Genomic DNA, 22702 nt, shown 5'->3' on the forward strand with positions numbered 1-22702 from the left:
TCAGGCGGGCTTGGGCTTGCGGTTCTTGGCCTTGCCGCGCTCGGTCTGGTCGAGCACCACCTTGCGGATGCGCACGGTCGCCGGAGTCACCTCGACGCACTCGTCCTCGGCGCAGAACTCCAGCGCCTGCTCCAGGTTCAGGATGCGCGGCGGGATCAGCCGCTCCAGCTCCTCGGAGGTGGACTTGCGCATGTTGGTGAGCTTCTTCTCCTTGGTGATGTTCACGTCCATGTCGTCCGGACGGGAGTTCTCACCGACGATCATGCCCTCGTAGACCTCGGTGCCCGGCTGCACCATGAGCTGGCCGCGCTCCTGCAGCGAGAACATCGAGTACGTCGTCGCCACGCCCTGGCGGTCGGCGACCAGCGAGCCGGTCGGGCGGGCGCGCATGTCACCCAGCCACGGCTCGTAGCCCTCGAGGTTGTGGTTGAGGACGCCGGTGCCGCGGGTCTCGGTCAGGAACTCGGTGCGGAACCCGATCAGGCCGCGCGACGGGCAGATGTACTCCATCCGCGCCCACCCGGTGTCGTGGTGCACCAGGTTCTCCAGCCGCGCGCGACGGGTGGCCAGCGCCTGGGTGAGGGTGCCGACGTACTCGCCCGGGGTGTCGATGGTGACCCGCTCGACCGGCTCGTGCAGCTTGCCGTCGATCTCCTTGGTGACGACGGTCGGGCGGCCGACGGTGAGCTCGAACTCCTCGCGGCGCAGCTGCTCGACGAGGATGGCCAGCGCCAGCTCGCCGCGGCCCTGCATCTCCCAGGTGTCGGGACGGTCGGTGGGCAGCATCCGCACCGACACGTTGCCGACCAGCTCCTGGTCGAGACGGTTCTTGATGAGGCGGGCGGTGAGCTTCTTGCCCGACTTGCCCGAGATCGGCGAGGTGTTGATCCCGATGGTGATCGAGATCGACGGCTCGTCGACGGTCAGCGGCGGCAGCGGTCGCGGGTCGTTCGGGTCGGCGAGGGTGTCGCCGATCATGATGTCCTCGATGCCGGCGATCGCGACCAGCTCACCGGGGCCGGCGCTCTCGGCCGGGGTCCGGGTGAGGCCCTCGGTCACGAGCAGCTCGGTGATCTTGACGTTCTTGATCGTGCCGTCGGTGCGGCACCACGCGACCTGCTGGCCGTTCTTCATCGTGCCGGAGTGGATGCGCAGCAGCGCCAGCCGGCCGAGGTAGGGGGAGGCGTCGAGGTTGGTGACCTGCGCACGCAGCGGCTCCTCGGCGTCGTAGACCGGTGCCGGGATGGTGTCCAGCAGGGTCTTCACGAGCGGCGAGAGGTCGGGGCTGTCCGGCGAGGTGCCGTCGGCGGGCCGGGTGAGCGAGGCCTGCCCGGTCTTGCCGTTGCTGTAGACGATCGGGAAGTCGAGGTTGTCGACGTCCATGCCGGAGTCCTCGAGCAGCTCCATGAACAGCTCGTAGGTCTCGTCGACGACCTCGCCGATGCGGGCGTCGGAGCGGTCGGTCTTGTTGACCACGAGGATGACCGGCATCCCCTTGCCCAGCGCCTTGCGCAGCACGAAGCGGGTCTGGGGCAGCGGGCCCTCGGAGGCGTCCACGAGGAGGACGACGCCGTCGACCATCGACAGGCCGCGCTCGACCTCACCACCGAAGTCGGCGTGACCGGGGGTGTCGACGATGTTGACGACCACCGGGTTGCCGTTCTCGTCGGCCAGGTGGATGGCGGTGTTCTTGGCGAGGATGGTGATGCCGCGCTCACGCTCGAGGTCCATCGAGTCCATGACGCGGTCCTGCGTGGAGTCGTTGTCCGTCCCCTCGCCCTTGGCGCGCCCGAGGGCGCCCGCCTGGCGGAGGAGGGCGTCGACCAGGGTCGTCTTGCCGTGGTCGACGTGGGCGATGATCGCCACGTTGCGCAGGTCGTCGCGGGTGGGCATGCGAAGAGCACCTCAGGGGGAATTCGGGGATTCGGCGCTGAAGATGCGCCCGTCATCTGGGGTAACGGTCGCCGGCCCGGCGACCTTCCCATGGTAGTGGAAGGACCTCGGCCCCCCTCATCCCTCGCACGCTCGGGACGAGCCTCTGGGCCGAGGCCGAACCGGCCGTTCAGGCGCGGTCGGCCACCGCGAACGTCACTCCGGCGGCGGCCAGGGTGACCAGACTCACCGCCAGCCAGGCGGGCAGCCCGACCCCGATGGCGAGGACGTGGGCCAGCACGAAGGCGGCGACGTAGAGGCCCGCCAGCCCGAGGGCGACCGCCCAGCCCCGCCGCTGCACCCACAGCCACGCCGCACCGAGCCCGCCGAGCGCGAACACCGCCCCGCCCAGCGCCCGGATGCCGGTCCCCTGCGCGAGGCCGAAGCCGGCCGCCAGGCCGACGGCGACGAGGGCGGCAGAGGGGAAGCGGGTCCGGGCGCGGGCGAGGGTGGACGTCGTCATGTCGCCCAGTCTCCCTCTCGACTCCTCGACGGCTCGATCGCACCGAGATACGCATGCGGACGGTGTCACGGGCCCTCGAGACCGCGCCCAGACGTGTCTGGGCGGTTCCTCCCCGCGCTCTGAGACGACGAGGGGCCCCGGGCGCGAACGCCCGGGGCCCCTTCGGCCTCCCTCCAGGGGCCCGCCGCGAGCCTGCGAGTGGTGGGGAGGAGGGAGGCCCTTGCTCAGGCGGTGCGGAGCACGGCCTCGATCTCGAGCTCGACGGTGATCTTGTCCCCGACGACCACGCCGCCGCCGTCCATCGGCATGTCGATGTCGACGCCGAAGGCCTTGCGGGAGATCTCGGTCTTGGCGGAGAAGCCGGCGCGCGTGCCGCCGTAGGCGTCGGGGCCGAAGCCGTTGAGCTCCAGCTCCAGGGTGACCGGCTTGGTGATGCCCTTGATGGTCAGGTCACCGAGGACCGACCAGTCGGCGCCGTCGGTGCGGACCTCGGTGGAGCGGAACGTCATGACGGTGTGGTTGCCCACGTCGAAGAAGTCGGCGGAGCGGATGTGCGCGTCGCGCTGCTCCTGCCGGGTGTCGATGGAGTCCATGTCGACGGTGGCGGTGACCGTGGACTGCGTCGGGTCAGCGGCGGTGGTGATCTCGCCGGAGAACTCGCGGAAGTAGCCCCGGACCTTGCTGACCATCATGTGGCGCACGGAGAAGCCGACGGTGGAGTGGCTGGCGTCGATGTCCCAGGTGCCGGCGACGTAGCCGGGGATCTGCGTGGTGGCGGTGCTGGTCATGAGTTCTCCCAGTAGTTGAGTGTTTGACCTTCTGCTCGACCGTAGCGTAGTTGAAGGCTTGACTATTCCGCCAGTACCCTGGGCGCATGACCGCGCGCGTGTCCGTCGCTCCCCAGGACCCAGTGGAGTTCCCCGGGGAGCCCCGCTGGCTCGACGCCGACGAGCAGCGGGCGTGGCGGGCCTGGCTCTACAGCGCCCAGCTGCTGATGGACCGGCTCGACCGGGAGCTGACCCACGAGACCGGCATCTCGCACGCGTACTACGAGATCCTCGTCGCGCTCTCGGAGACCGAGGGCCGGATGCTCCGGATGAGCGAGCTGGCCGACCGCTGCCTGTCCTCCCGCAGCCGGCTGTCGCACGCGGTGTCGCGGCTCGAGGAACGCGGGTGGGTGCGCCGGCAGATCTGCCCCGAGGACGGCCGCGGTCAGCTCGCCGTCCTCACCGACGAGGGGTTCGCCGCACTGGAGGCCGCCGCGCCGGTGCACGTCGGGAGCGTGCGGGCGCACCTGTTCGACCAGCTCTCGCCCGGGCAGGTGGAGGCGATGCGCGACCTCGGGGAGACCCTGCTGCGCCACCTCGGCCCGCGCTGAGCGGGGTCGGACCCCGGACTGACGTGCGGGTCATCCCGCGGGTGGACGACGGCGGCTCCGCCGCTGCCTAGGGTCGTCGCGATGGACGAGCGACCACCCCTGCAGCGGCTGGAGGCGTGGTTGCGCGACCATCCCCTGCTGGTGGACGCAGGGACAGCCGCGCTCGTGTGCTTCGTGACCGTCGTGCTCCCTGCGGGTGCCTTCGTCGCCCAGGGGCCGGCCGTGGTCGTCGGGCTGCTGCTCACGATCCCGCTGGCCTGGCGGCGCCGCCGGCCGGTCCCCGCGGCGGCGACCGTCGTCGCCGCCGGGCTGCTGGAACTGGCGGTCGTGGACGAGTTCCTCCCCGCCAACGTCTCGGCGCTGGTGATGGTGCACGCGCTGGCCGCCTACGCCCCGCGCTGGGCCGGCCGGGCCGGGCTGGCGCTGGGCCTGCTCGGCGCCGTGCTCGCCGGGCTGCGCTACTTCGCCACGAACGCCACCGACGCGCTCGTCCCCAGCGTCGGCTCGATCGGCGTCGCCGTCGTCGCCGCCTGGGCGCTGGGCGACCTGCGCCGGGCTCGGCTCCGGAGGCTGGACGACCTGCACGAGCGGGCCCGCCTGCTGGAGCTGGAACGGGCGGCCGAGATGCGGCTGGCCGCCACCGCCGAGCGGGCCCGCATCGCCCGTGAGATGCACGACGTGGTGGCCCACTCCCTCTCGGTCGTGATCGCCCAGGCCGACGGCGGCCGGTACGCCGGGCGCACCGACCCCGACGCCGCCACCGGCGCGCTCGAGGCCATCGCCGCCACCGGCCGCCAGGCACTGACCGACATGCGCGGCCTGCTCGGGGTCCTGCGGGAGGACGGCCGGGAGGAGTACGCCCCACAGCCGGACGTCTCCGCCGTCGCCGGCCTGGTGGAGGAGGTGCGGGCCAGCGGTCTGGACGTCGACCTGCTGGTCGAGGGCGTGCCGCAGCCCCTGCCCGCCGGGCCGCAGCTGGCCGCCTACCGGATCGTGCAGGAGTCGCTGACCAACGTGCTCAAGCACGCCGGTCCGGCCGGCCGGGCCTGGGTGCGGCTGCACTGGCGGCCCGACGGGCTGGAGGTCGCCGTCCTCGACGACGGCCGCGGCGCGTCGGCGGCGATGGTGTCCTCCGACGGCCAGGGACAGGGGGTGCTCGGCATGCGGGAGCGCGCGCGGTTGCACGGCGGCCGGCTGGACGCCGGCCCCCGCGCCGGCGGCGGATTCGGCGTGCACGCCCTGCTCCCCTACCGGCCGGCCCGGTGAGCGCGCCCATCCGGGTCGCACTCGTCGACGACCAGCAGATGGTGCGGGCGGGCTTCCGCATGGTGATCGACTCCCAGCCCGACCTGACCGTCGTCGGTGAGGCCGGCACCGGGGCCGAGGCGGTGGCCGTGCTGGCCCGGACGCCGGCCGACGTCGTCCTGATGGACGTGCGGATGCCGGAGATGGACGGCATCGAGGCCACTCGGCGGGTCACCGCGCTGCCCGATCCGCCGCGGGTCGTCGTCCTGACCACGTTCGACCTCGACGAGTACGTCGTCGCCGCGATCGGCGCGGGGGCCAGCGGCTTCCTGCTCAAGGACGCGCCTCCCGAGGAGATGCTCGCCGCCGTCCGCACCGTGCACGCCGGGGACTCGGTCATCGCGGCCAGCTCCACCCGCCGGCTGCTGCAGCACGTGGCGCCGATGCTGCGCGGGACGCCGTCGACGGCTCCGCCCGCGGCCGACGCCCTGGCCGAGCTGACCCCGCGGGAGCGCGAGGTGCTGGTGGAGATGGCCTACGGGGCGACCAACACCGAGATCGCGGCCCGGTTCGTCGTCAGCGAGGCGACGGTGAAGACCCACGTCGGCCGGGTGCTGGCCAAGACCGGCTCGCGCGACCGCGTGCAGGCGGTCGTGCTGGCCTACCGGACCGGGCTGGTGTCCCCGGCCGACCTCCTCCGCGACGCCCCCGCCTAGGTCCCGGGAGTTCCCGCGGAAGAGCCCCGGGAGTGTCCGCGGCAAGGCCCGGGGTCCCCGCGGAGGGGCCCGGGGGGGTGTCGCGGGGAGGGCGGCGGTCCGTCCGGGGGATGAGGGGGCGTCGGCCCACGAGGGGACGGCGGGATCGCCCCGTGCTCCGACGCGGACGACGGGCCCGGACCGGCAGCGTGGTCCCCGTTCCGATCCCCGCGCCCGGAGGTGCCCGTGTCCGCTCCCGTCCCCGTCCTGACCGTGCCCGGCGAGCCGCCGTCCTCGGCCGCCGCCGTGCGGGCCGCCGGCCTGACCAAGACCCACGGCAGCGGGGAGACCGCGGTGCACGCCCTCGCGGGGGTGGACGTCGCCTTCGCCCGCGGCGCCTTCACCGCGATCATGGGTCCCTCCGGGTCGGGCAAGTCGACCCTCATGCACTGCCTGGCCGGCCTGGACTCCGCCACCGCCGGCTCGGTGTGGCTCGGCGACACGGAGCTGACCAGCCTGCGCGACGACGCGTTGACCCGGCTGCGCCGCGAGCGGATCGGCTTCGTCTTCCAGTCGTTCAACCTGCTGCCGGTGCTCGACGCACGGGAGAACATCGTGCTGCCGCTGCAGCTGGCCGGCCGCCGTCCCGACCCCGCGTGGTTCGACGCGGTGGTCGCCCGCCTCGGCCTCCGGGAGCGGCTCCGGCACCGCCCCGCGGAGCTGTCCGGCGGGCAGCAGCAGCGCGTCGCCGTCGCGCGGGCGCTGCTCCCCCGCCCCGACGTCGTCTTCGCCGACGAGCCGACCGGCAACCTGGACTCGCGCACCGGCGCCGAGGTCCTGGACCTGCTGCGCAGCAGCGTCCGGGAGACCGGCCAGACCGTCGTGATGGTCACCCACGACCCGATCGCCGCGGCCTACGCCGACCGCGTCGTGCTGCTGGCCGACGGCCGGCTGGCCGGGGAGATCGACGCCCCGACCGCCGACTCGGTGGTCTCCGCGCTGCGCGGACTGGGAGCCTGACGTGCGTTCGGTGACCCTCGCGTCGGTCCGCGCGCACGCCGGGCGGCTGGTCGCCTCCTGCCTGGCGATCGTGCTCGCCGTCGCCTTCGTCGTCGCCACGCTGGTGCTCAACGAGACCACCCGCAGCACCGTGCTGACCGCCGCCGGGGCGCAGTACGTCGGCGCGGACGCCGTGGTCGGCACCGACGACGGCAGCTCCCTGCTCGACGCGGTGCCGACGGTCAGCGCCGTGGACGGCGTCGCGGCCGTGGCCCCGGAGTGGCAGACCTCCGTGCAGGCCGTGCTCCCCGGCCGGACCGGCGCGGAGTTCCTGCTGGTCGGCACCGCGGCCGACGACGCCGCGCTGCGCTGGCAGCGGCTGGCCGACGGCGCCCTGCCCGACCGGGCCGGGGAGGTCGCCGTCAGCGACCGGGTCACCGCCGAGGTCGGGGACGTGCTGCAGGTGGTCGGCGTCGCGCCGGACGGGACCGGGTCCACCGCGGAGGTCACCGTGACCGGGGTGGTGGACCTCGGCGGTGACCCGGAGGCCGGGCTCTACGGCCGGGCCTGGGCCACCCCCGAGCAGGCCCAGGCGTGGGGCGCGGCCGACCCCACCGAGCTGCGGATCGCCGGAGCACCCGGCACCGACCCGGAGCTGCTGGCCGCCGCCGTCCGGGACGCCCTCCCCGACGAGGGGATCACCGTGCGCACCGGCACCGAGCAGGCCGAGGTCCGGGCGGCGTCGATGCTCGGCAACGCCACCGCGCTGGCCGCCGTCCTGCTGGTGTTCGGCACGGTCGCGGTCGTCGTGGCTGGTCTGGTCATCGCCAACACCTTCGCAGTCCTGCTGGCCCAGCGGACCCGCGAACTGGCCCTGCTGCGCTGCGTGGGCGCGACCGCCCGGCAGGTGCGGCGCAGCGTGCTCGGCGAGGCGGCGCTGACCGGCCTGGCCGCCTCGCTCCTCGGGGTCGGCGCCGGCATCGGGCTGGCCGCGGTCGTGTCCCGGCTGGCCGAGGGCGTCGACTCGCCCGTGCCCCTGTCGGGGCTGTCCGTGCCGTGGCCGGCCGTCGCCGCCGGTCTGGCCGTCGGCGTGCTGACCACGCTGCTGGCCGCCCTCGCCCCCGCGCGCGGCGCCACCCGGGTGGCGCCGCTGGCGGCCCTGCGCCCCACGGACCCGGCGCCGCTGCACTCCCGGCCCGGCGTCCTCCGGCTGGTGCTCGGCCTGCTGCTGCTCCTGCCCGGCGCGGCGCTGCTGGTCCTGGGCGTCCTCCTGCCCCACGTGCTGGTCGCCCTGCCCGGCGGGGTGCTGAGCTTCCTCGGGGTGGTGCTCCTGGCCCAGCGTGCCGTGCCCCCGGTGGTCCGGGCGGCCGGCGGGCTGGTCACCCGGGCCGGCGGGGTGCCGGCCCGGCTCGCTGCGGGCAACGCCACCCGCAACCCCGGGCGGACGGCGGCGACGGCGACCGCGCTGCTCATCGGCGTCACCCTCACCACCGCGATGGTGGTCGGCACCGCGTCCACCCGGGCGAGCGCGAGCGCCGGGCTGGCCGCCGCCTACCCCGCCGACGTGGTCGTCGAGGGCCTCTCCGGTCAGCTGCCGGGCACCCTGCTGCCCCAGCTCGAGGGCGTCGACGGCGTCGCGGGCGGGACGGCGCTGCGCTCGGCGGAGGTCACCGGCCCCGACGGCCAGGCCTGGACCGCCTCCGGGGTCGACGCGGCCACCGCCGTCCCGGTGCTGCGGTCGACCGTGGACACCCCGCTGCCCGACTCGGGCGAGGTGGTGGTGCCCGAGTGGCAGGCGGAGGCGTGGGCGGTGACCGACGGCGACGTCGTCTCGCTGGACGGACCGGCCGGCTCGGCGCCACTGCGCGTCCAGGTGGCCGAGGAGTCGCCGCTGCTGCTCACCGGTGCCGATCTCGCCCGCCTCGACCCGGCCGCGCCGGTCGGCCAGCTGTGGCTGCGGCTGGCCGACGCCGAGGCGGGGGCTCAGGACGCCGTCGTCGACGCGGTCACCGACACCGTGGGGACGGCGGTCGGCGACGCGCAGGTCACCGGGGTGGTCAGCCTGCGCCGGCAGATGAACGAGGTGCTCGACGTGCTGCTGCTCGTGGTGACCGGCCTGCTCGGCGTCGCCGTGGTCATCGCCCTGATCGGCGTCGGCAACACGCTGGCGCTGTCGGTGGTGGAGCGCCGGCAGGAGAACGGCCTGCTGCGGGCCATGGGCCTCACCCGGCGGCAGCTGCGCGGGCTGCTGGCCTGGGAGTCGGTGCTGGTGGCCGGGGTCGCCGCGGTGCTGGGCGTCGTCCTCGGGGGGGTCTACGGGATGGCCGGGACCGCGTCGGTGCTGGGCATGGCCGGCGAGGTGGTGCTCGCGGTGCCGTGGCTGCAGGTGGCGGCGATCGTGGTCGTCGCGACGGTGGCCGGGCTGCTGGCCTCGGTGCTGCCCGCCCGCTGCGCCGTCCGCACGCCCCCGGTGGCCGCTCTCGCCGGCTGAGCCGGGAGGGGTCCGCCGGCGCCGTCCCGGCGGGCCTCCCCTCAGCGGGCGCGGCGGGTCGGGGCCGCGGTGGCCGGGTCCTCGGGCCAGGCGTGCCGCGGGTACCGGCCCCGCAGCTCGCTGCGGACGGCGGGATAGCCGGTCCCCCAGAAGCCGGCGAGGTCCGCGGTGGTGGCCACCACCCGGCTCGCCGGCGACAGCAGCTGCAACCGCAGCGGGCGACCGGCCACCACCGGCGCGGCCGCCCAGCCGAACACCTCCTGGACCCGCACCGACAGCGTCGGCACCGCGGGATCGGTGTAGTCCACCCGCAGGCGCGACCCGGTCGGCACCTGGACCCGCTCGGGGACCAGCTCGTCGAGCCGGCCGGCCAGCGACCAGGGCAGCAGCGCGCGCAGGGCAGCGGCCACGTCGATGCGGGCGAGGTCGGCCCGCCCGCGGGCGGCCGACAGCGCCGGCAGGTCGGCCAGCGCGGTGCGCAGGGCGTCGTCGTCCACCGCCGGCCAGGGCGGTCCCAGACCCGCGTGCGCGGCGGCCAGCCGCTCGCGGAGGGCGACCGCGGCCGGCGTCCAGCGCAGCAGGGACAGCCCCTCGCGGCGCAGCCCCTCGGCGACGGCGGCGGCCAGCGCGGCAGGATCGGGGTCGGGCAGGGGCCGCTCGGCGAGCACGACCGCCCCGATCCGTTCCACCCGCGATGCGCGGACGTCCCCGTCCCGCCAGGTCACCTCCGGCTCGTCGGTGACGCCGCCGACCTCGCGGGCGGTCGCCTCGTCGACCACCACCGCCTGCCGCACGCGGGCGTCCCGCCGGCCCGGCTGCCGGTCCGCGGCGGCCACCGCCAGCCAGGGCGCCCCGCCCAGCGCGGTGCCCGGCGCCAGCTCCGCGCCGGTCCCGGCCGCGAGCAGGTAGGTGCGCTCGCTCCCGGGACGGCGGCGGGCCAGCCACCCGGGGTGGGCCAGCGCGACGACCAGGCCGGCGGCGACGTCGTCGGGCAGGTCGGTGTCCGGCGCCGGGGGGACCGCCCGGGCCAGCCGGGCGGCCTCCTCCCGCCACCGGCCGGCCGGGCCGCCGCCGGCTCGCCGGAGCGACCGCCAGTCGGCGACCAGGTCGTCGGACCGGGTGGGGACGTCGGCCGAGAGCAGCGCGACCACCTCCGCGGCGCGGCGGCGGCCGACCAGCGGCGCGCCGTCGACCAGGGCGCGGGCGAGCCGCGGCGGAGCGCCGACGGCGGTGAGCGCCCGCCCGCGGGCGGTGACCCGGCCCGCGCCGTCCACCGCGCCGAGCTCACGCAGCGTCTCGCGGGCGGCGGCGGACGCCGCGGCCGGGAGCGGGTCGGGCAGGGCGAGTCCGGCGCCGTCCGGAGCGCCCCAGCAGGCCAGCTCGAGGGCCAGGCCGGTGAGGTCGGCGACGGCGATCTCCGGCTCCGGATGCGCCGGCAGCCGGTCGTGCTCGGCCGCCGACCACAGCCGGTACACCCGGCCGGGGCCCTCGCGCCCGGCCCGGCCCGCGCGCTGCACCGCCGAGGACCGGGACACCCGCACGGTGGCCAGCGCCCCGAGCCCCCGGGCGACGTCGAACCGCGGGACGCGGGCCAGGCCGGCGTCCACCACGGCGCGCACCCCCGGCACGGTGAGGCTGCTCTCCGCGACGTCGGTGGCCAGCACGACCCGCCGCCGGGGTCCAGGGGTCAGCGCGGCGTCCTGGTCGGCGGCGGGCAGCCGACCGTGCAGCGGGCGGACGTCGGCGTCCACCCCGGACAGCCGGCCGGCGACCCCGACGATCTCGGCCGCGCCCGGCAGGAAGACGAGGACGTCGCCGGCGGTCTCGGCCAGCGCCCGCCGGGTGGTCGCGGCGACGGCGTCGAGCAGCCGCGGGTCGACCCGGCTGCCGTGCGGCGGCGCGACCGGCGCGTCGGGCGGGCACCACACCGGGTCCACCGCGTACAGCCGGCCGGTGGCCGCGACCACCGGCGCCGGGGTGCCGGCGCCGAGCAGCTCCGCCAGCCGGCCGGCCTGCGCCGTCGCCGACATGGCCAGCAGCCGCAGGTCCGGGCGCAGGTGGGCGCGCACGTCGAGGCCGAAGGCCAGCGCGAGGTCGGTGTCCAGGTGCCGCTCGTGGCACTCGTCCAGCACGACGGCGGAGACGCCGGGCAGGTCCGGGTCGGCCTGCAGCCGGCGGACCAGCAGCCCGGTCGTGACCACCTCGACGCGGGTGTGCTCGCTGCGCCGGCTGTCCCCGCGGACGCTGTAGCCGACCGCTGCCCCGACCGGCTCCCCGAGCAGCGCGGCCATCCGGCGGGCGGCCGCCCGGGTGGCCACCCGTCGGGGCTCGGCCACCAGCACCCGGCCGGGCAGCTCGGCGGCCAGGGCCAGCGGGACGAGCGTGGTCTTCCCGGTGCCCGGTGGCGCGACCAGCACCGCGCTGCCGGCTCCGGTCAGGGCCTCGACGAGGGCCGGGAGGACCGCCCGCACGGGCAGATCGGTCCCCGGCGTCCCGGGCGGCGGCAGCACGCCGTCCAGTCTCCCCGCCGGGGAGTCCCGGTACCGGAGGCCGGACGCCGGCGAGGGACCCCGTTACCGGGGAGTTCCTCGCCGGGGTCAGCGGAAGAACTTGTCGGGGGTGAGGGGCAGGTCGCGGATCCGCTTGCCGGTGGCGTGCCAGTAGCCGTTGGCGATCGCAGCCGCGGCCCCGACGATGCCGATCTCGCCGATGCCCTTGATCCCCAGCTCGTTGACCAGCGGGTCGTCCTCCTCCAGCCAGGCGATGTCGATCTCGCCGATGTCGGCGTTGGTGGCCACGTGGTACTCGGCGAGGTCGTGGTTGGCGTAGTGGCCGAAGTGCTCGTCCTGCACCGACTCCTCGTGCAGCGCCATGGACAGGCCCATGCAGAAGCCGCCGAGGAACTGCGAGCGGGCGGTCTTGGCGTTCACGATCGTCCCGGCCGCGTACACGCTGGTGGCGCGGGGCACCCGCACCTCGCCGGTGTCGGCGTCCACCCGGACCTCGACGAAGTGCGCACCGAACGTGTGCATCGAGTGGGTCTCCGCGGCGTCCGACGGCCCGGGGACGCCGCCCTCGACCGTCAGCCCGTCCGGTGGCAGCTGCCCGCCGAGGGCGTCCAGCCGGCGGTGCAGCTCCCGGGCGGTGAGCTCGATCGCGGACCCCCAGGACGCCGTCCCCATCGAGCCGCCCGCGCCACCGGCGAAGGGCAGCGCGCTGTCACCGATCCGCAGCTCCACCGACGCCAGGTCGGTGTGCAGCGCGTCAGCGGCGATCTGCGACAGCGCCGTCCACGCGCCGGTGCCGATGTCGGAGCCGTCGATCTCGACGAGGTGGCGGACGGGCGCGGCCCCGCCGTGGACGGTGATCCGGCAGTCGGCCCTGCGCCGCCGGGCGGGATAGGTGGCCGCGGCGACGCCGGTGCCGACCAGCCACCGCCCGTCGGTGCGGACGCCCGGCCTCGGGTCGCGCCCCGCCCAGCCGAACCGCTCGGCACCGGTGCGCAGGCAGCCGACCAGCGACCGGGACGACCACGGGACGTCCCGCTCGGGATCGCGCTCGGGCTCGTTGCGGATGCGCAGCTCGACCGGGTCGATGCCGAGGGTGTGCGCGAGCTCGTCCATCGCCGACTCCAGCGCGTACATGCCCGGCGTCTCCCCCGGCGCGCGCATGATCGTCGGCGGGGGTACGTCGAGCCGGGCCAGCCGGTGCGTCGTCCGCCGGTGCGGGGCGGCGTACATGACCCGGGTCCCGGTGGCGGTCTGCTCGGCGAACTCGCTGATCCGCGCGGTGTGCTCCACCACCTCGTGGCTGATGGCGCTGAGCCGGCCCTCCGGGTCGGCCCCGAGCCGGATCCGCTGGATGGTGGGGGTGCGGTGGCCGACCAGGCTGAACATCTGCTGCCGGGACAGCTCCAGGACGACGGTGCGCCCGACCGCCCGGGCGGCCAGCGCGGCGAGCATCTGGTTGGGGTGGGTGAACGCCTTGGAGCCGAACGCCCCGCCGACGTAGGGCGAGACCACCCGCACCTGGTCCCCGGAGTCCAGGCCGAAGCCGGTGACCAGGTCGTCGACGATGGTGTGCGGGCCCTGGTCGGCGTCCCAGAGGGTCAGCGTGTCGCCGTTCCAGCGGGCCATCGACGTGTGCATCTCGATCGGGTTGTGGTGCTGGGTGGGTGTCTCGTAGACCGCGTCGTGCACCACGGCGGCGGCGGCCAGCGCTCCCTCGACGTCCCCGATCTCGGAGTCGGTGGCGGCGCCGCCCATCACGTTCGGCGGCGCGTAGAGGTCGGGGCGGTCGACGGCCAGGTGGACGTCCGGCGGCTGCGCGGCGTACTCGACGAGCACCTCCCCCACCGCCGCCGCGGCGATCTCCGACGTCTCGGCCACGACCGCCGCCACCACCTGGCCCTGGTAGTGCACGTCGAGGGACTGCAGCACCGGCAGGTCCGAGGCCAGCTCCTCGGACAGCCGTGGGGCGTTGGCCGGGGTGAGGACGGCGAGCACGCCCGGCAGCGCCTCCGCGACGGTCGGGTCCAGCCGGGTGATCCGGCCGCGGTTGACGGTGCTCTGCACCAGCGCGAGGTGCGCGATCGGCTCGCCCGGGTCCTGCTCGTAGGCGTAGGGCGCCGTGCCGCGCACCTTCGCCGGGCCGTCGATGCGGTCGATGCCGGCGCCGACGACGCGGTCGACGGTGGTCACGCCGCCCCCTCGGTGAGCTGGAGCAGGGTGCGGACGACGACGTTGCGGGCCATCGGCAGCTTGTAGGCGTTGTCCCGGAGCGGCGTGGCGGCGGCCAGTTCGGCGTCGATCGCGGCGGCGAACTCCGCCTCGGTGGCCGGCCGGCCGCGCAGCGCGTCCTCGGCGGCCGTGGCCCGCCACGGCTTGTGCGCCACCCCGCCGAGCGCCAGCCGGACGTCGGCGACCACGCCGTCGGTCACCCGCAGCGCGGCGGCGACGCTGACCAGGGCGAAGGCGAACGACGCCCGGTCGCGCACCTTGCGGTACCGCGAGGGCATCCCCAGCGGCGGGACGTCGATCGCGGTGATCAGCTCCCCGTGCCGCAGCGTGGTGTCGCGGGAGGGGTCGTCGCCGGGCAGCCGGTGCAGGTCGGCCAGCGGGACGCTGCGCTCCCCGTCGGGGCCGAGCACCCGCACGACCGCGTCGAGGGCGACCATCGCCACGGCCATGTCGGAGGGGTGCGTGGCCACGCAGGTGCCCGGCCCGTCGAGGGTCTGGCCGAGGACGGCGTGGTTGCGGTGCAGGCCGGCCAGCGCCCCGCACCCGCTGCCGGGGCGGCGCTTGTTGCACGGCCGGGTGACGTCGGTGAAGTAGCTGCACCGGGTGCGCTGCAGCAGGTTGCCGCCGGTGGTGGCCCGGTTGCGCAGCTGGCCGGAGGCGCCGGCCAGCAGCGCCCGGGCGAGCACCGGCCAGCGCTCGCGGACCCGCCGGTCGGCGGCGAGGTCGGCGTTGGGGACGCCGGCACCGATCCGCAGCGACCCGTCGGCCAGTTCGGTCACCTCGCGGGAGGTGAGGGTGCGGACGTCGACGAGCACGTCGGGCGTGGCCACCCCGAGCTTCATCAGGTCGACCAGGTTGGTGCCTCCGCCGAGGAAGGCGCCGGCCGGCTCGCCGGCCAGCAGCGCGACCGCGGCGGCGGGATCGGCGGCGCGCTCGTAGCGGAACTCCCTCACGGCCGCACCCCGCTGTCGGCCGCGACGTCGGCGACCGCCGGGACGATGTGGGCGTAGGCGGCGCACCGGCACAGGTTGCCGCTCAGGCGCTCGCGGATCTCGGCGTCGGTCAGCTCGGCGTCGTCCGCGGTGAGGTCGGCGGTGACCGCGCTCGGCCAGCCGGCCCGCGCCTCCTCGATCACGCCGACGGCCGAGCAGATCTGGCCGGGCGTGCAGTACCCGCACTGGAAGGCGTCGCGCTCGACGAAGGACCGGTGCAGGGGATGGGGGCCGCCGGCGGCCAGGCCGTCCGACGTCGTCACCGCGGCGTCGTCGACGGTCACGGCGAGGACCAGGCAGTTGTTCACCCGGCGGCCGTCGAGCAGCACCGTGCAGGCGCCGCACTGGCCGTGGTCACAGCCCTTCTTGGCGCTGGTGTTGCGCAGCCGGTCCCGGAGCGCGTCGAGCAGGGTGGTGCGGGTGTCCACGGTCAGCGGGTGCGCCGCCCCGTCGACCCGCAGCGTGATCTGGGAGTCCACGCCCGCGCTCCTGCCCCCGCAACCGGTGTGGCCAAACGGGTCAGGGGACGTCGGTCGGTGGCTCGGGCCAGCGGGGGACGCCGCCGGGCGCGCCGTCCCCGGGCGGCGCGCCGAACCGGGCCGGCCGCCGCTCCAGGAAGGACGCGACGCCCTCGGCGGCGTCCGGGCCGGCGCCGAGCTCGACCAGGGCGCGCGACTCGGCGCGGTGGGCGTCCCACGGCGAGGCCGCGCCCAGCATCGACCAGAGCAGCCGGCGGGCCGCGGCGACCGCCACGCCGGAGGTGTTGTCGGCGATCTCCCGGGCCAGACCCAGCGCGGTGGGCAGCAGCTCGGGATCGGGGACCACCCGGGACACCAGCCGCCCCCGCAGCGCCTCGGCGGCGTCGAACACCCGCCCGGTGGCCACCCACTCCATCGCCTGGCTGATGCCGACCACCCGGGGCAGGAACCACGACGAGGCGGCCTCGGGCACGATGCCGCGCCGGGTGAAGACGAACCCGAAGCGGGCCGACTCGGCGGCGATCCGGACGTCCATCGGCAGCGTCAAGGTGGCGCCGATGCCGACGGCGGGGCCGTTGACCGCGGCGATCACCGGTTTGCGCAGCGCGGCGAAGGGCAGCGAGGCGATGCCACCCCAGTCCCGCGGGACGCCGTCGATCGTGCCGCGGTCAGGGGCGGCTGCCCGGTCGGTGAACGTGCCGCGCCCGGCTCCGAGGTCGGCGCCGGCGCAGAACGCCCGGCCGGCGCCGGTCACCACGACCACGCGGACGGCGTCGTCGACGTCGGCGGCGCCCGCGGCGGCGGCCAGCTCGGCCGCCATGACGGGGGTGAACGCGTTGAGCCGGTCCGGCCGGTCCAGCGTGATCGTCGCGACGCCGTCGGCCACCTCGTACCGCACCTGGAGCGGGGTCATCCCAGGGCGCCGGCGACGGCGAGCCGGGCGACGGCGTCCAGGTGCTCGGCGGCGTCGCCGAGCAGCAACCGGTCGACCTTCGCCCGCCGCCAGTACAGGTGCGCGTCGTGCTCCCAGGTGAACCCGATGCCGCCGTGCACCTGGATGCAGGTCTCGGCGGCCCGCTCGAAGGCCTCCGCCGCGTACGCCTTGGCCGCCGCGGCGGCCAGCGGCAGCTCGCCCGGAGCGGCGTCGGCCGCCCAGGCCGCCCACCACACCAGCGAGCGGAGCTGGTCCACGCCCACCCACGCATCGACGAGCAGGTGCTTGACCGCCTGGTAGGAGCCGATCCGCCGGCCGAACGCCTCCCGTTCCCGCGCGTAGTCCACCGCCAGTGCCACCGCCCGGTCGGCCGCACCGAGGTCCTCGGCGGCGAGGACGACCGCGGCCACCCGCCGGGCGCGGGCCCACAGCTCCCCGGCGTCCCCGGCGAGCACCTCCCGCGAGGTCAGCCGCACCGAGGCGAGCCCGCGGGTGGCGTCGATCGGCCGGCCGGGCTCGGCCTCGCCCTCCCCCACGACCAGGTCGCCGCCGTCGAGGCCGAGGAACAGCGTGGCGCCGGCGGCGTCGACCGACGGCGCCGACCCGGTCACCGCCCCGTCGAGGACGGCGAACCGGGCCGAGCCGTCGGCCAGCCGCGCGGCGAGGCCGGGGTGGTCGGCCAGCAGCACCGCGGCGCGCGCGGCGGTCGCCAGCGACGGGCCGGCCAGCACCGCCCCGCCCTGCTCGGCGACGACGGCGAGGTCGAGGACGCTGCTCCCGGCCCCGCCCGCGGACTCGGGCACGGTGATGCCGAGGAAGCCGATGCCGGCCAGCGCCGCGTGCCCGGGCTCGACCGCACCGCCGTCGAGCGCGGCCCGGGCCGCGGCGGCCGACGCCGAGCCGCGGTAGAACTCGCGGGCACCGGCGGCGGCGGCGCGCTGGTCGGGGCCGAGGTCGAAGTTCACCGTCGTCCCCCGGCGAAGGGCGCCGTCTTGTCGGTGCGGGGTTCCGGCGGCAGACCGAGCACCCGCTCGCCGAGGATGTTGCGCAGCACCTGGTCGGTGCCGCCGGCGATCGCCAGGCCGGGCAGGTACCCCTGGCTGCGCTGCCAGGTGTCGTCGCCGTCGGCGGTCGCGGCGTAGACGGCGTCGTCCCCGAGCAGCCGGACGCCGGCGTCGGCCACCAGCCGGGCCGCGGCGGTACCGGCCAGCTTGCCGGCGCTGGCCTCCGGCCCGGGCAGACCCCCGTGGCTCAGCACGGTGAACCGGCGGTAGCCGGTGTAGCGCGCGGCCAGCGCGGCGACCACGGCCCGGCCGACCGCCTGGCGGGCGAGCACCTGACGCTCCGCGTCGAGCGCGGGCAGCCGCTCGCGCGCGTGCGCGGCCAGGGTCTCCACCGGCACCCCGAGGTCGCCCCCGGCGCCGCCGATGGCGACCCGCTCGTTCATCAGCGTGGTGAGCGCGACCCGCCAGCCCTCCCCCGGCTCGCCCAGCCGCTCGGCGTCGGGGACGCGCACGTCGTCGAAGAAGACCTCGTTGAAGCCGGCCGAGCCGACCATCTGCCGCAGCGGCCGCACGGTGACGCCGGGCGCGTGCAGGTCGACGACGAACATGGTGAGCCCGGCGTGCTTGGGCCGGTCGGGGTCGGTGCGGGCGAGCAGGATGCCGAGGTCGGCGACGTGCGCCAGCGTCGTCCACACCTTCTGGCCGTTGACCACCCAGTCCGCACCGTCGCGCACGGCGGTGGTGCGCAGCGCGGCGAGGTCCGAGCCCGACGCCGGCTCGCTGAACAGCTGGCACCACACGTCGTCGGCGCGCAGCAGCCGGGACAGGTAGCGGTCGCGCTGGTCCTGGCTGCCGTGCGCGATGACCGTGGGCCCGCACATGCCGAGCCCGATGTGGTTGATCAGCACGGGCACCCGCGCCCGGGCGAGCTCCTGCGCGACGATCGCCTGCTGCACCACGGTGCCGCCCTGCCCGCCGTACTCGCGCGGCCAGGTCACCCCGACCAGGCCGGCCTCGGCGAGCACCCGCTGGGTGTGCCGGAACTGCGCCTGGTGGGTGCCGGGGTCGACCGCCTCCTCCCCGTGGCCGGCGTGCACCAGCTCGCCGGCGTGCTCGGCCAGCCGCGCCCGCACCGAGGCCCGGTAGGCGGCCTCCTCCGGGCTGTCGTCGAAGTCCACGGGCGGCGCCTTCCGTCGTCGGGGAGTGTGCCGCAGCGTGGCAGCGACCCCCGGAGCGGTCAACGGTGACTGTTCCACCGCCCCGGCCTACGCTCGCGCCCGTGAGCTCCGACCCCGCCGCACCGGCCGGGCCGCCCCGGACCCGCTCGGAGCGGACCGCGGACAGCCGCGCGCTGATCCTCGACGCGGCCGTGGCCTGCCTGGTCGAGGACGGCTACGCCGGCGCCTCCACCCTCGCCGTCCAGGCGCGGGCCGGGGTGTCCCGGGGCCGGCTGCTGCACCACTTCCCCTCCCGCGCCGAGCTGCTGGTGGCCGCGGCCGAGCACCTGTCCACCACGGTGCTGGCCGAGGTGCAGCTCCGGGCGGCGGCGCTCATGGCCGACCAGCCGGCCGGCCCGGAACGGGTCGACCGGGCGATCGACCTGATGTGGGCGACGTTCCGGGAGCCGCCCTTCTGGGCGGCGGTCGAGCTGTGGACGGCGGCGCGCACCGACCCGGAGCTGCGGGTGGCGCTGCGGGCCGAGGAGCGCCGGCTGCGGGCGGCGATCCGGGCGGTGGCCGACGGGATCTGGGGTCTGGAGATCGCGGCGGCGCCGCTGTACGCCGAGCTGTGCGAGCTGCTGTTCACCAGCATGCGCGGCGTGGCGATCGTCTACGCGTTCGAGGACCGGCCCGCCACCACCGACCCGCACGTCGCGCTGTGGAAGGGGCTCGCCGCCCGGATGCTGTTCGCGCGTCCGGAGGGGTGACGGGGTCCTCTCCACGGGCCAGCATGGACGGCGTGGACGACGGCGCCGTGCCCGGCTCGAGCGGCTACGTCCTGGGGGACGCCGACCCCGAGCTCGCCCGGTTGGACGCGCTGTCGGAGGTCTACGCCCCGGTGACCGCCGTCTGGCTGGACAGCCTCCAGCTGGCACCGGGGGCGTCCGTCGTCGACCTCGGCTGCGGGGTCGGCTCGGTCACCCAGGTGCTCGCGGACCGGGTCGGCCCGGCCGGCCGGGTCACCGGCGTCGACGCCGCCGCGCGGCCGCTCGAGGTCGCCCGCCGGCGCGCCGCCGCCGCGGGGTCGGTGCACGTCCGGTTCGAGCAGGCCGACGTCACGACGTGGGAGCCGGAGGCCCCGGTGGACGCCGTCGTCGGACGGCTGATCCTGGTGCACCTGCCCGATCCGGTCGGGCTGGTGCGGCGGGCGGTGGAACTGGTGCGCCCCGGCGGGGTGGTCGCCTTCCAGGACGTGGTCCTGACCACCCGCGCGGCCCAGCCAGCGCTGCCCCTGCTGACCGCCTCCAACGGCTGGATCCTCACGACCTTCGGGGTGCTGGGGCGCCCGGTGGACATGGGGCTGCGGCTGGGCGCGGTGTTCTCGGCCGCGGGGCTCCCCGACCCGGTGCTCACGTCCGGAGCACCGCTGGAGCGCGGCCCGGACGCGCTGGGCTGGTCCATCGTGGGAGGCGACGTCACCAGCCTGCTGCCGGCCTTCGAGCGCACCGGCGTGGCCACCGCCGCCGACGTCGGCCCGGAGACCTTCGAGCGGCGACTGCGGGAGCAGGCGGCCGCCGCCGACGCCGTGCTGGTCAACCCGCTCGTCGTCGGGGCCGCGGCGCGGGTCGGCTGACCGTCGCGGTTGACCGGTCCCGCGGCGCGCCACGAGCATGACGCGGGTCACACCGGCCGGCGGCAGGAGAGCCCCGTGAGCGTCCCGATCCCCCGGCTGCAGGGCCGCGGCATGACCATGGCCGACCAGCTGGCCCGCTGGGCCCGGCGGACACCGCAGGCGACGGCACTGCGCTTCGACGGCGCCGGGCGCAGCTACGCCGACCTCGACGAGCGGGTCACCCGGCTGGCGCGGGCGCTGGCCGACCGGGGTGTGCGCCGCGGCGACCGGGTGGCCGTGCTGGTGCTCAACGGCCTCGAGGGCTGGGAGAACTACCTGGCCGTGGTCCGGCTCGGCGCGATCGCCGTCCCGGTCAACTTCCGGCTGGTCGCCGACGAGGTCGCCCACGTGCTGACCGACAGCGGCGCCGGCGTGCTCGTGGTCGACCCGGCGCTGGCCGAGGTGGCGGGGAAGGCCCGGCAGCAGGCACCGGCGCTGCACACGGTGCTCACCGTCGGCGAGGACTACGAGGCGGCGCTGGCCGCCGCCTCCGCCGACCCGCTCGACGTCGAGGTCGACGAGGACGAGCCGGCGTTCATCATGTACACCTCGGGCACGACGGGCCGCCCCAAGGGCGCGGTGCTCACCCACCGGAACCTGCTGCTGCACGCGTTCAGCCAGGTCACCCATCTCGGCGTGGACCCCGGGGACCGGGTCGGCTGCCCCGGCGCGCCGCTGTTCCACATCGCCGGCCTCGCCGGTGGGCTGCCGCCGCTGCTGCTGGGCGGCTGCCACGTCATCGTCCGCTCCGGCGGCTTCGACCCGGTCGCGACGCTGGACATGATCGAGCGCGAGCGGGTCACCAACATCTTCCTGGTGCCCGCGATGTGGGCGGCGGTCGTGGCGGTGCCCGGCATCGCCGCGCGGGACCTCTCCTGCCTGCGGCGGATCTCCTGGGGTGCGGCGCCGGCCTCGACCACCCTGCTCCGCACGATGATCGACACCTTTCCCCAGGCGGAGGTGGTGACCGCGTTCGGTCAGACCGAGTGCAGCCCGGTCACCTGCCTCCTGCGCGGGGAGGACGCCGTCCGCAAGATCGGTTCGATCGGCACGCCGATGCTCAACGTCGAGGTGCGGGTCGTCGACGAGTCGATGCGCGACGTCCCCCGGGGCGAGGTCGGCGAGATCGTCTACCGCAGCCCGATGGTGATGAAGGAGTACTGGGGCCGGCCGGACGAGACGTCGACGGCCTTCGCCGGTGGCTGGTTCCACTCCGGAGACCTGGTGCGGCAGGACGAGGAGGGCTACCTGTACGTCGTCGACCGCAAGAAGGACATGATCATCTCCGGCGGGGAGAACGTGTACTGCGCCGAGGTGGAGGACGTCCTCGCCGCTCATCCGAAGGTCGCCGAGGTCGCGCTCATCGGCGTCCCGGACCCCCGCTACGGCGAGGCGCCCCTGGCCGTGCTGGCCCCGCGGGACCCGGCCGACCCGCCGACGCCCGCCGAGCTGTCGGCCTGGTGCCGCGAGCGGCTGGCCGGCTACAAGAACCCGCGGGAGTACTCCGTCGTCCCCGCGCTGCCCCGCAACCTCAGCGGCAAGGTGCTCAAGACCCGGCTGCGCGAGGAGCACTCGGCGGGGTCCCTCGTCGCGGAGCCCGTCCTGTGAGGGACGGCCCGGGTCAGCCGGTCCAGGCCTCGGCGACCTGGGCGGCGACCCCCGCGGCCTGGGCCCGGCCGGCGCGCGCGGAGCCGGGCCGTGCGGCGGGATCGAGCACGTTGCGGCCGATCGCCGCCCGGCTGGCCGCGTCCGGGACGACGACGGCGACCCGCGCCACCATGCCCGTGACCTGCGCGTCGACGCTGGCCATCGGCCCGAACCCGCGCGGGATCGGCGCGAGGACGACGACGCGGTCGTACCCGTCGGCGAGGTCGGCGTTGGCCGCCGAGCGCATCCCGCCGTCGACGTAGCGGCGCCCGTCGATCGTGACCGGCGGGTAGACGCCCGGCACCGCGCAGCTGGCCGCGACGGCGTGCAGGAGCGGGACGCCGGAGTCGCGGTCGAAGGGCCGGAACTCCCCGGTCTCCGCGTCGACGGCGGTCACCGTCAGCGGCCGGTCCGGCCACTGCGCCCCGACCAACCGCTCCCCGATGACGTCGAGCCGCTCCTGCTCCGACGGCGTGAGGCCGGCGCGCTCCGCCGCGAGGGCCAGCGCGCCGATCCGCCGGCGGAACTCGACGTCCCTGCCGCGGCTGCGGAGCACGGCCCAGCCGAAGGAGGCCAGCGAGGACCGGCGCAGCCGGGCCGGCTTCTCGCCGGTCGGTGGCTCGAGCTGGCGGGCGAACAGCAGCTCCAGGTCGGCACCGCTGGTGACCTGCGCGCCGACCACCGAGCCGGCCGAGGTGCCCACGACGAGGTCGGCGCCGGTCAGGTCGGTCCCGGCCTCGGCCAGGCCGGCGAGGACGCCGAGCTCCCACGCGATGCCGGTGATGCCGCCGCCGCCGAGGACGAGGGCAGTGCGCTGGTCGCTCATGCACCCATCCTCACCCACGGTGGCACCTCGACACCGGCTGTGACCT

The 22702-nt window shown here is 76.2% G+C and carries 19 protein-coding genes; 8 read left to right on the forward strand and 11 right to left on the reverse strand.

What is annotated here, in order from left to right; genetic code table 11:
- From typA to GCU56_RS18505, 3 genes are all read right to left on the reverse strand, one after another.
- On the reverse strand, positions 1–1893 hold the full coding sequence (typA, locus tag GCU56_RS18495; RefSeq protein WP_163483228.1) for a translational GTPase TypA: 1893 nt from the start codon (positions 1891–1893) through the stop codon (positions 1–3).
- A gap of 169 nt (positions 1894–2062) precedes the next feature.
- Positions 2063–2395, reverse strand: coding sequence for a hypothetical protein (locus tag GCU56_RS18500; RefSeq protein ID WP_163483229.1), 333 nt, complete (start codon positions 2393–2395; stop codon positions 2063–2065).
- A gap of 224 nt (positions 2396–2619) precedes the next feature.
- Positions 2620–3183 carry a YceI family protein gene (locus GCU56_RS18505; RefSeq protein ID WP_163483230.1) on the reverse strand — a complete coding sequence of 188 codons (564 nt, stop codon included), beginning with the start codon at positions 3181–3183 and terminating at the stop codon, positions 2620–2622.
- An 86-nt stretch (positions 3184–3269) separates the two neighbouring features.
- On the opposite strand from GCU56_RS18505, the gene GCU56_RS18510 reads away from it, so the two are divergent.
- The 5 genes from GCU56_RS18510 to GCU56_RS18530 all read left to right on the forward strand — a co-directional run bounded on the left by GCU56_RS18510 (position 3270) and on the right by GCU56_RS18530 (position 9203).
- On the forward strand, positions 3270–3773 hold the full coding sequence (locus GCU56_RS18510; protein WP_163483231.1) for a MarR family winged helix-turn-helix transcriptional regulator: 504 nt from the start codon (positions 3270–3272) through the stop codon (positions 3771–3773).
- A gap of 81 nt (positions 3774–3854) precedes the next feature.
- The gene (locus GCU56_RS18515) at positions 3855–5039 is read left to right on the forward strand and encodes a sensor histidine kinase (RefSeq protein WP_163483232.1); all 1185 of its coding nucleotides are present in this window, start codon (positions 3855–3857) and stop codon (positions 5037–5039) included.
- Positions 5036–5734 carry a response regulator gene (locus GCU56_RS18520; protein ID WP_163483233.1) on the forward strand — a complete coding sequence of 233 codons (699 nt, stop codon included), beginning with the start codon at positions 5036–5038 and terminating at the stop codon, positions 5732–5734. Before GCU56_RS18515 ends, GCU56_RS18520 begins: the two co-directional genes overlap by 4 nt.
- A gap of 225 nt (positions 5735–5959) precedes the next feature.
- Positions 5960–6733, forward strand: coding sequence for an ABC transporter ATP-binding protein (locus tag GCU56_RS18525; protein WP_440588750.1), 774 nt, complete (start codon positions 5960–5962; stop codon positions 6731–6733).
- A 1-nt stretch (position 6734) separates the two neighbouring features.
- The gene (locus GCU56_RS18530) at positions 6735–9203 is read left to right on the forward strand and encodes an FtsX-like permease family protein (protein WP_163483234.1); all 2469 of its coding nucleotides are present in this window, start codon (positions 6735–6737) and stop codon (positions 9201–9203) included.
- Positions 9204–9244: 41 nt separating this feature from the next.
- On the opposite strand, the gene hrpB is transcribed toward GCU56_RS18530, so the two are convergent.
- The 7 genes from hrpB to GCU56_RS18565 all read right to left on the reverse strand — a co-directional run bounded on the left by hrpB (position 9245) and on the right by GCU56_RS18565 (position 18529).
- The gene (hrpB, locus tag GCU56_RS18535; protein WP_163483235.1) at positions 9245–11713 is read right to left on the reverse strand and encodes an ATP-dependent helicase HrpB; all 2469 of its coding nucleotides are present in this window, start codon (positions 11711–11713) and stop codon (positions 9245–9247) included.
- Positions 11714–11800: 87 nt separating this feature from the next.
- Positions 11801–13903, reverse strand: a complete 2103-nt coding sequence (locus tag GCU56_RS18540; RefSeq protein WP_163483236.1) for a molybdopterin cofactor-binding domain-containing protein — start codon at positions 13901–13903, stop codon at positions 11801–11803.
- Positions 13900–14895 carry an FAD binding domain-containing protein gene (locus GCU56_RS25305; protein WP_163483237.1) on the reverse strand — a complete coding sequence of 332 codons (996 nt, stop codon included), beginning with the start codon at positions 14893–14895 and terminating at the stop codon, positions 13900–13902. The genes GCU56_RS18540 and GCU56_RS25305 overlap by 4 nt, the downstream gene beginning before the upstream one ends.
- Positions 14892–15413, reverse strand: coding sequence for a 2Fe-2S iron-sulfur cluster-binding protein (locus GCU56_RS18550; RefSeq protein ID WP_163483238.1), 522 nt, complete (start codon positions 15411–15413; stop codon positions 14892–14894). The genes GCU56_RS25305 and GCU56_RS18550 overlap by 4 nt, the downstream gene beginning before the upstream one ends.
- A gap of 40 nt (positions 15414–15453) precedes the next feature.
- Positions 15454–16326, reverse strand: a complete 873-nt coding sequence (locus GCU56_RS18555; RefSeq protein ID WP_163483239.1) for an enoyl-CoA hydratase-related protein — start codon at positions 16324–16326, stop codon at positions 15454–15456.
- Positions 16323–17312, reverse strand: a complete 990-nt coding sequence (locus GCU56_RS25310; protein ID WP_163483240.1) for an acyl-CoA dehydrogenase family protein — start codon at positions 17310–17312, stop codon at positions 16323–16325. The genes GCU56_RS18555 and GCU56_RS25310 overlap by 4 nt, the downstream gene beginning before the upstream one ends.
- Positions 17309–18529: an acyl-CoA dehydrogenase family protein gene (locus GCU56_RS18565; RefSeq protein WP_163483241.1), complete on the reverse strand. Its 1221-nt coding sequence runs from the start codon at positions 18527–18529 to the stop codon at positions 17309–17311. Before GCU56_RS18565 ends, GCU56_RS25310 begins: the two co-directional genes overlap by 4 nt.
- A 101-nt stretch (positions 18530–18630) precedes the next feature.
- Here GCU56_RS18565 and GCU56_RS18570 point away from each other — a divergent pair, with 101 nt between their 5' ends.
- The 3 genes from GCU56_RS18570 to GCU56_RS18580 all read left to right on the forward strand — a co-directional run bounded on the left by GCU56_RS18570 (position 18631) and on the right by GCU56_RS18580 (position 21791).
- On the forward strand, positions 18631–19278 hold the full coding sequence (locus tag GCU56_RS18570) for a TetR family transcriptional regulator (protein ID WP_163483242.1): 648 nt from the start codon (positions 18631–18633) through the stop codon (positions 19276–19278).
- Between the two features lie 32 nt (positions 19279–19310).
- Positions 19311–20144 carry a methyltransferase domain-containing protein gene (locus tag GCU56_RS18575; RefSeq protein WP_163483243.1) on the forward strand — a complete coding sequence of 278 codons (834 nt, stop codon included), beginning with the start codon at positions 19311–19313 and terminating at the stop codon, positions 20142–20144.
- A 75-nt stretch (positions 20145–20219) separates the two neighbouring features.
- Positions 20220–21791: a long-chain-fatty-acid--CoA ligase gene (locus tag GCU56_RS18580; protein WP_345771932.1), complete on the forward strand. Its 1572-nt coding sequence runs from the start codon at positions 20220–20222 to the stop codon at positions 21789–21791.
- 13 nt (positions 21792–21804) lie between these two features.
- Here GCU56_RS18580 and GCU56_RS18585 read toward each other — a convergent pair whose 3' ends face one another.
- Positions 21805–22656, reverse strand: a complete 852-nt coding sequence (locus tag GCU56_RS18585; RefSeq protein WP_163483244.1) for a patatin-like phospholipase family protein — start codon at positions 22654–22656, stop codon at positions 21805–21807.
- Positions 22657–22702: the final 46 nt, after the last annotated feature.

This window comes from Geodermatophilus sabuli, from assembly GCF_010686765.1.
GTDB classification, from domain to species: domain Bacteria; phylum Actinomycetota; class Actinomycetes; order Mycobacteriales; family Geodermatophilaceae; genus Geodermatophilus; species Geodermatophilus sabuli_A.

Bases quoted from the DNA above. Each gene is read 5' to 3' on its own strand.
- typA (WP_163483228.1), bottom strand. From the start codon at position 1,893: ATGCCCACCCGCGACGACCTGCGCAACGTGGCGATCATCGCCCACGTC.
- GCU56_RS18500 (WP_163483229.1), bottom strand. From the start codon at position 2,395: ATGACGACGTCCACCCTCGCCCGCGCCCGGACCCGCTTCCCCTCTGCC.
- GCU56_RS18505 (WP_163483230.1), bottom strand. From the start codon at position 3,183: ATGACCAGCACCGCCACCACGCAGATCCCCGGCTACGTCGCCGGCACC.
- GCU56_RS18510 (WP_163483231.1), top strand. From the start codon at position 3,270: ATGACCGCGCGCGTGTCCGTCGCTCCCCAGGACCCAGTGGAGTTCCCC.
- GCU56_RS18515 (WP_163483232.1), top strand. From the start codon at position 3,855: ATGGACGAGCGACCACCCCTGCAGCGGCTGGAGGCGTGGTTGCGCGAC.
- GCU56_RS18555 (WP_163483239.1), bottom strand. From the start codon at position 16,326: ATGACCCCGCTCCAGGTGCGGTACGAGGTGGCCGACGGCGTCGCGACG.
- GCU56_RS18585 (WP_163483244.1), bottom strand. From the start codon at position 22,656: ATGAGCGACCAGCGCACTGCCCTCGTCCTCGGCGGCGGCGGCATCACC.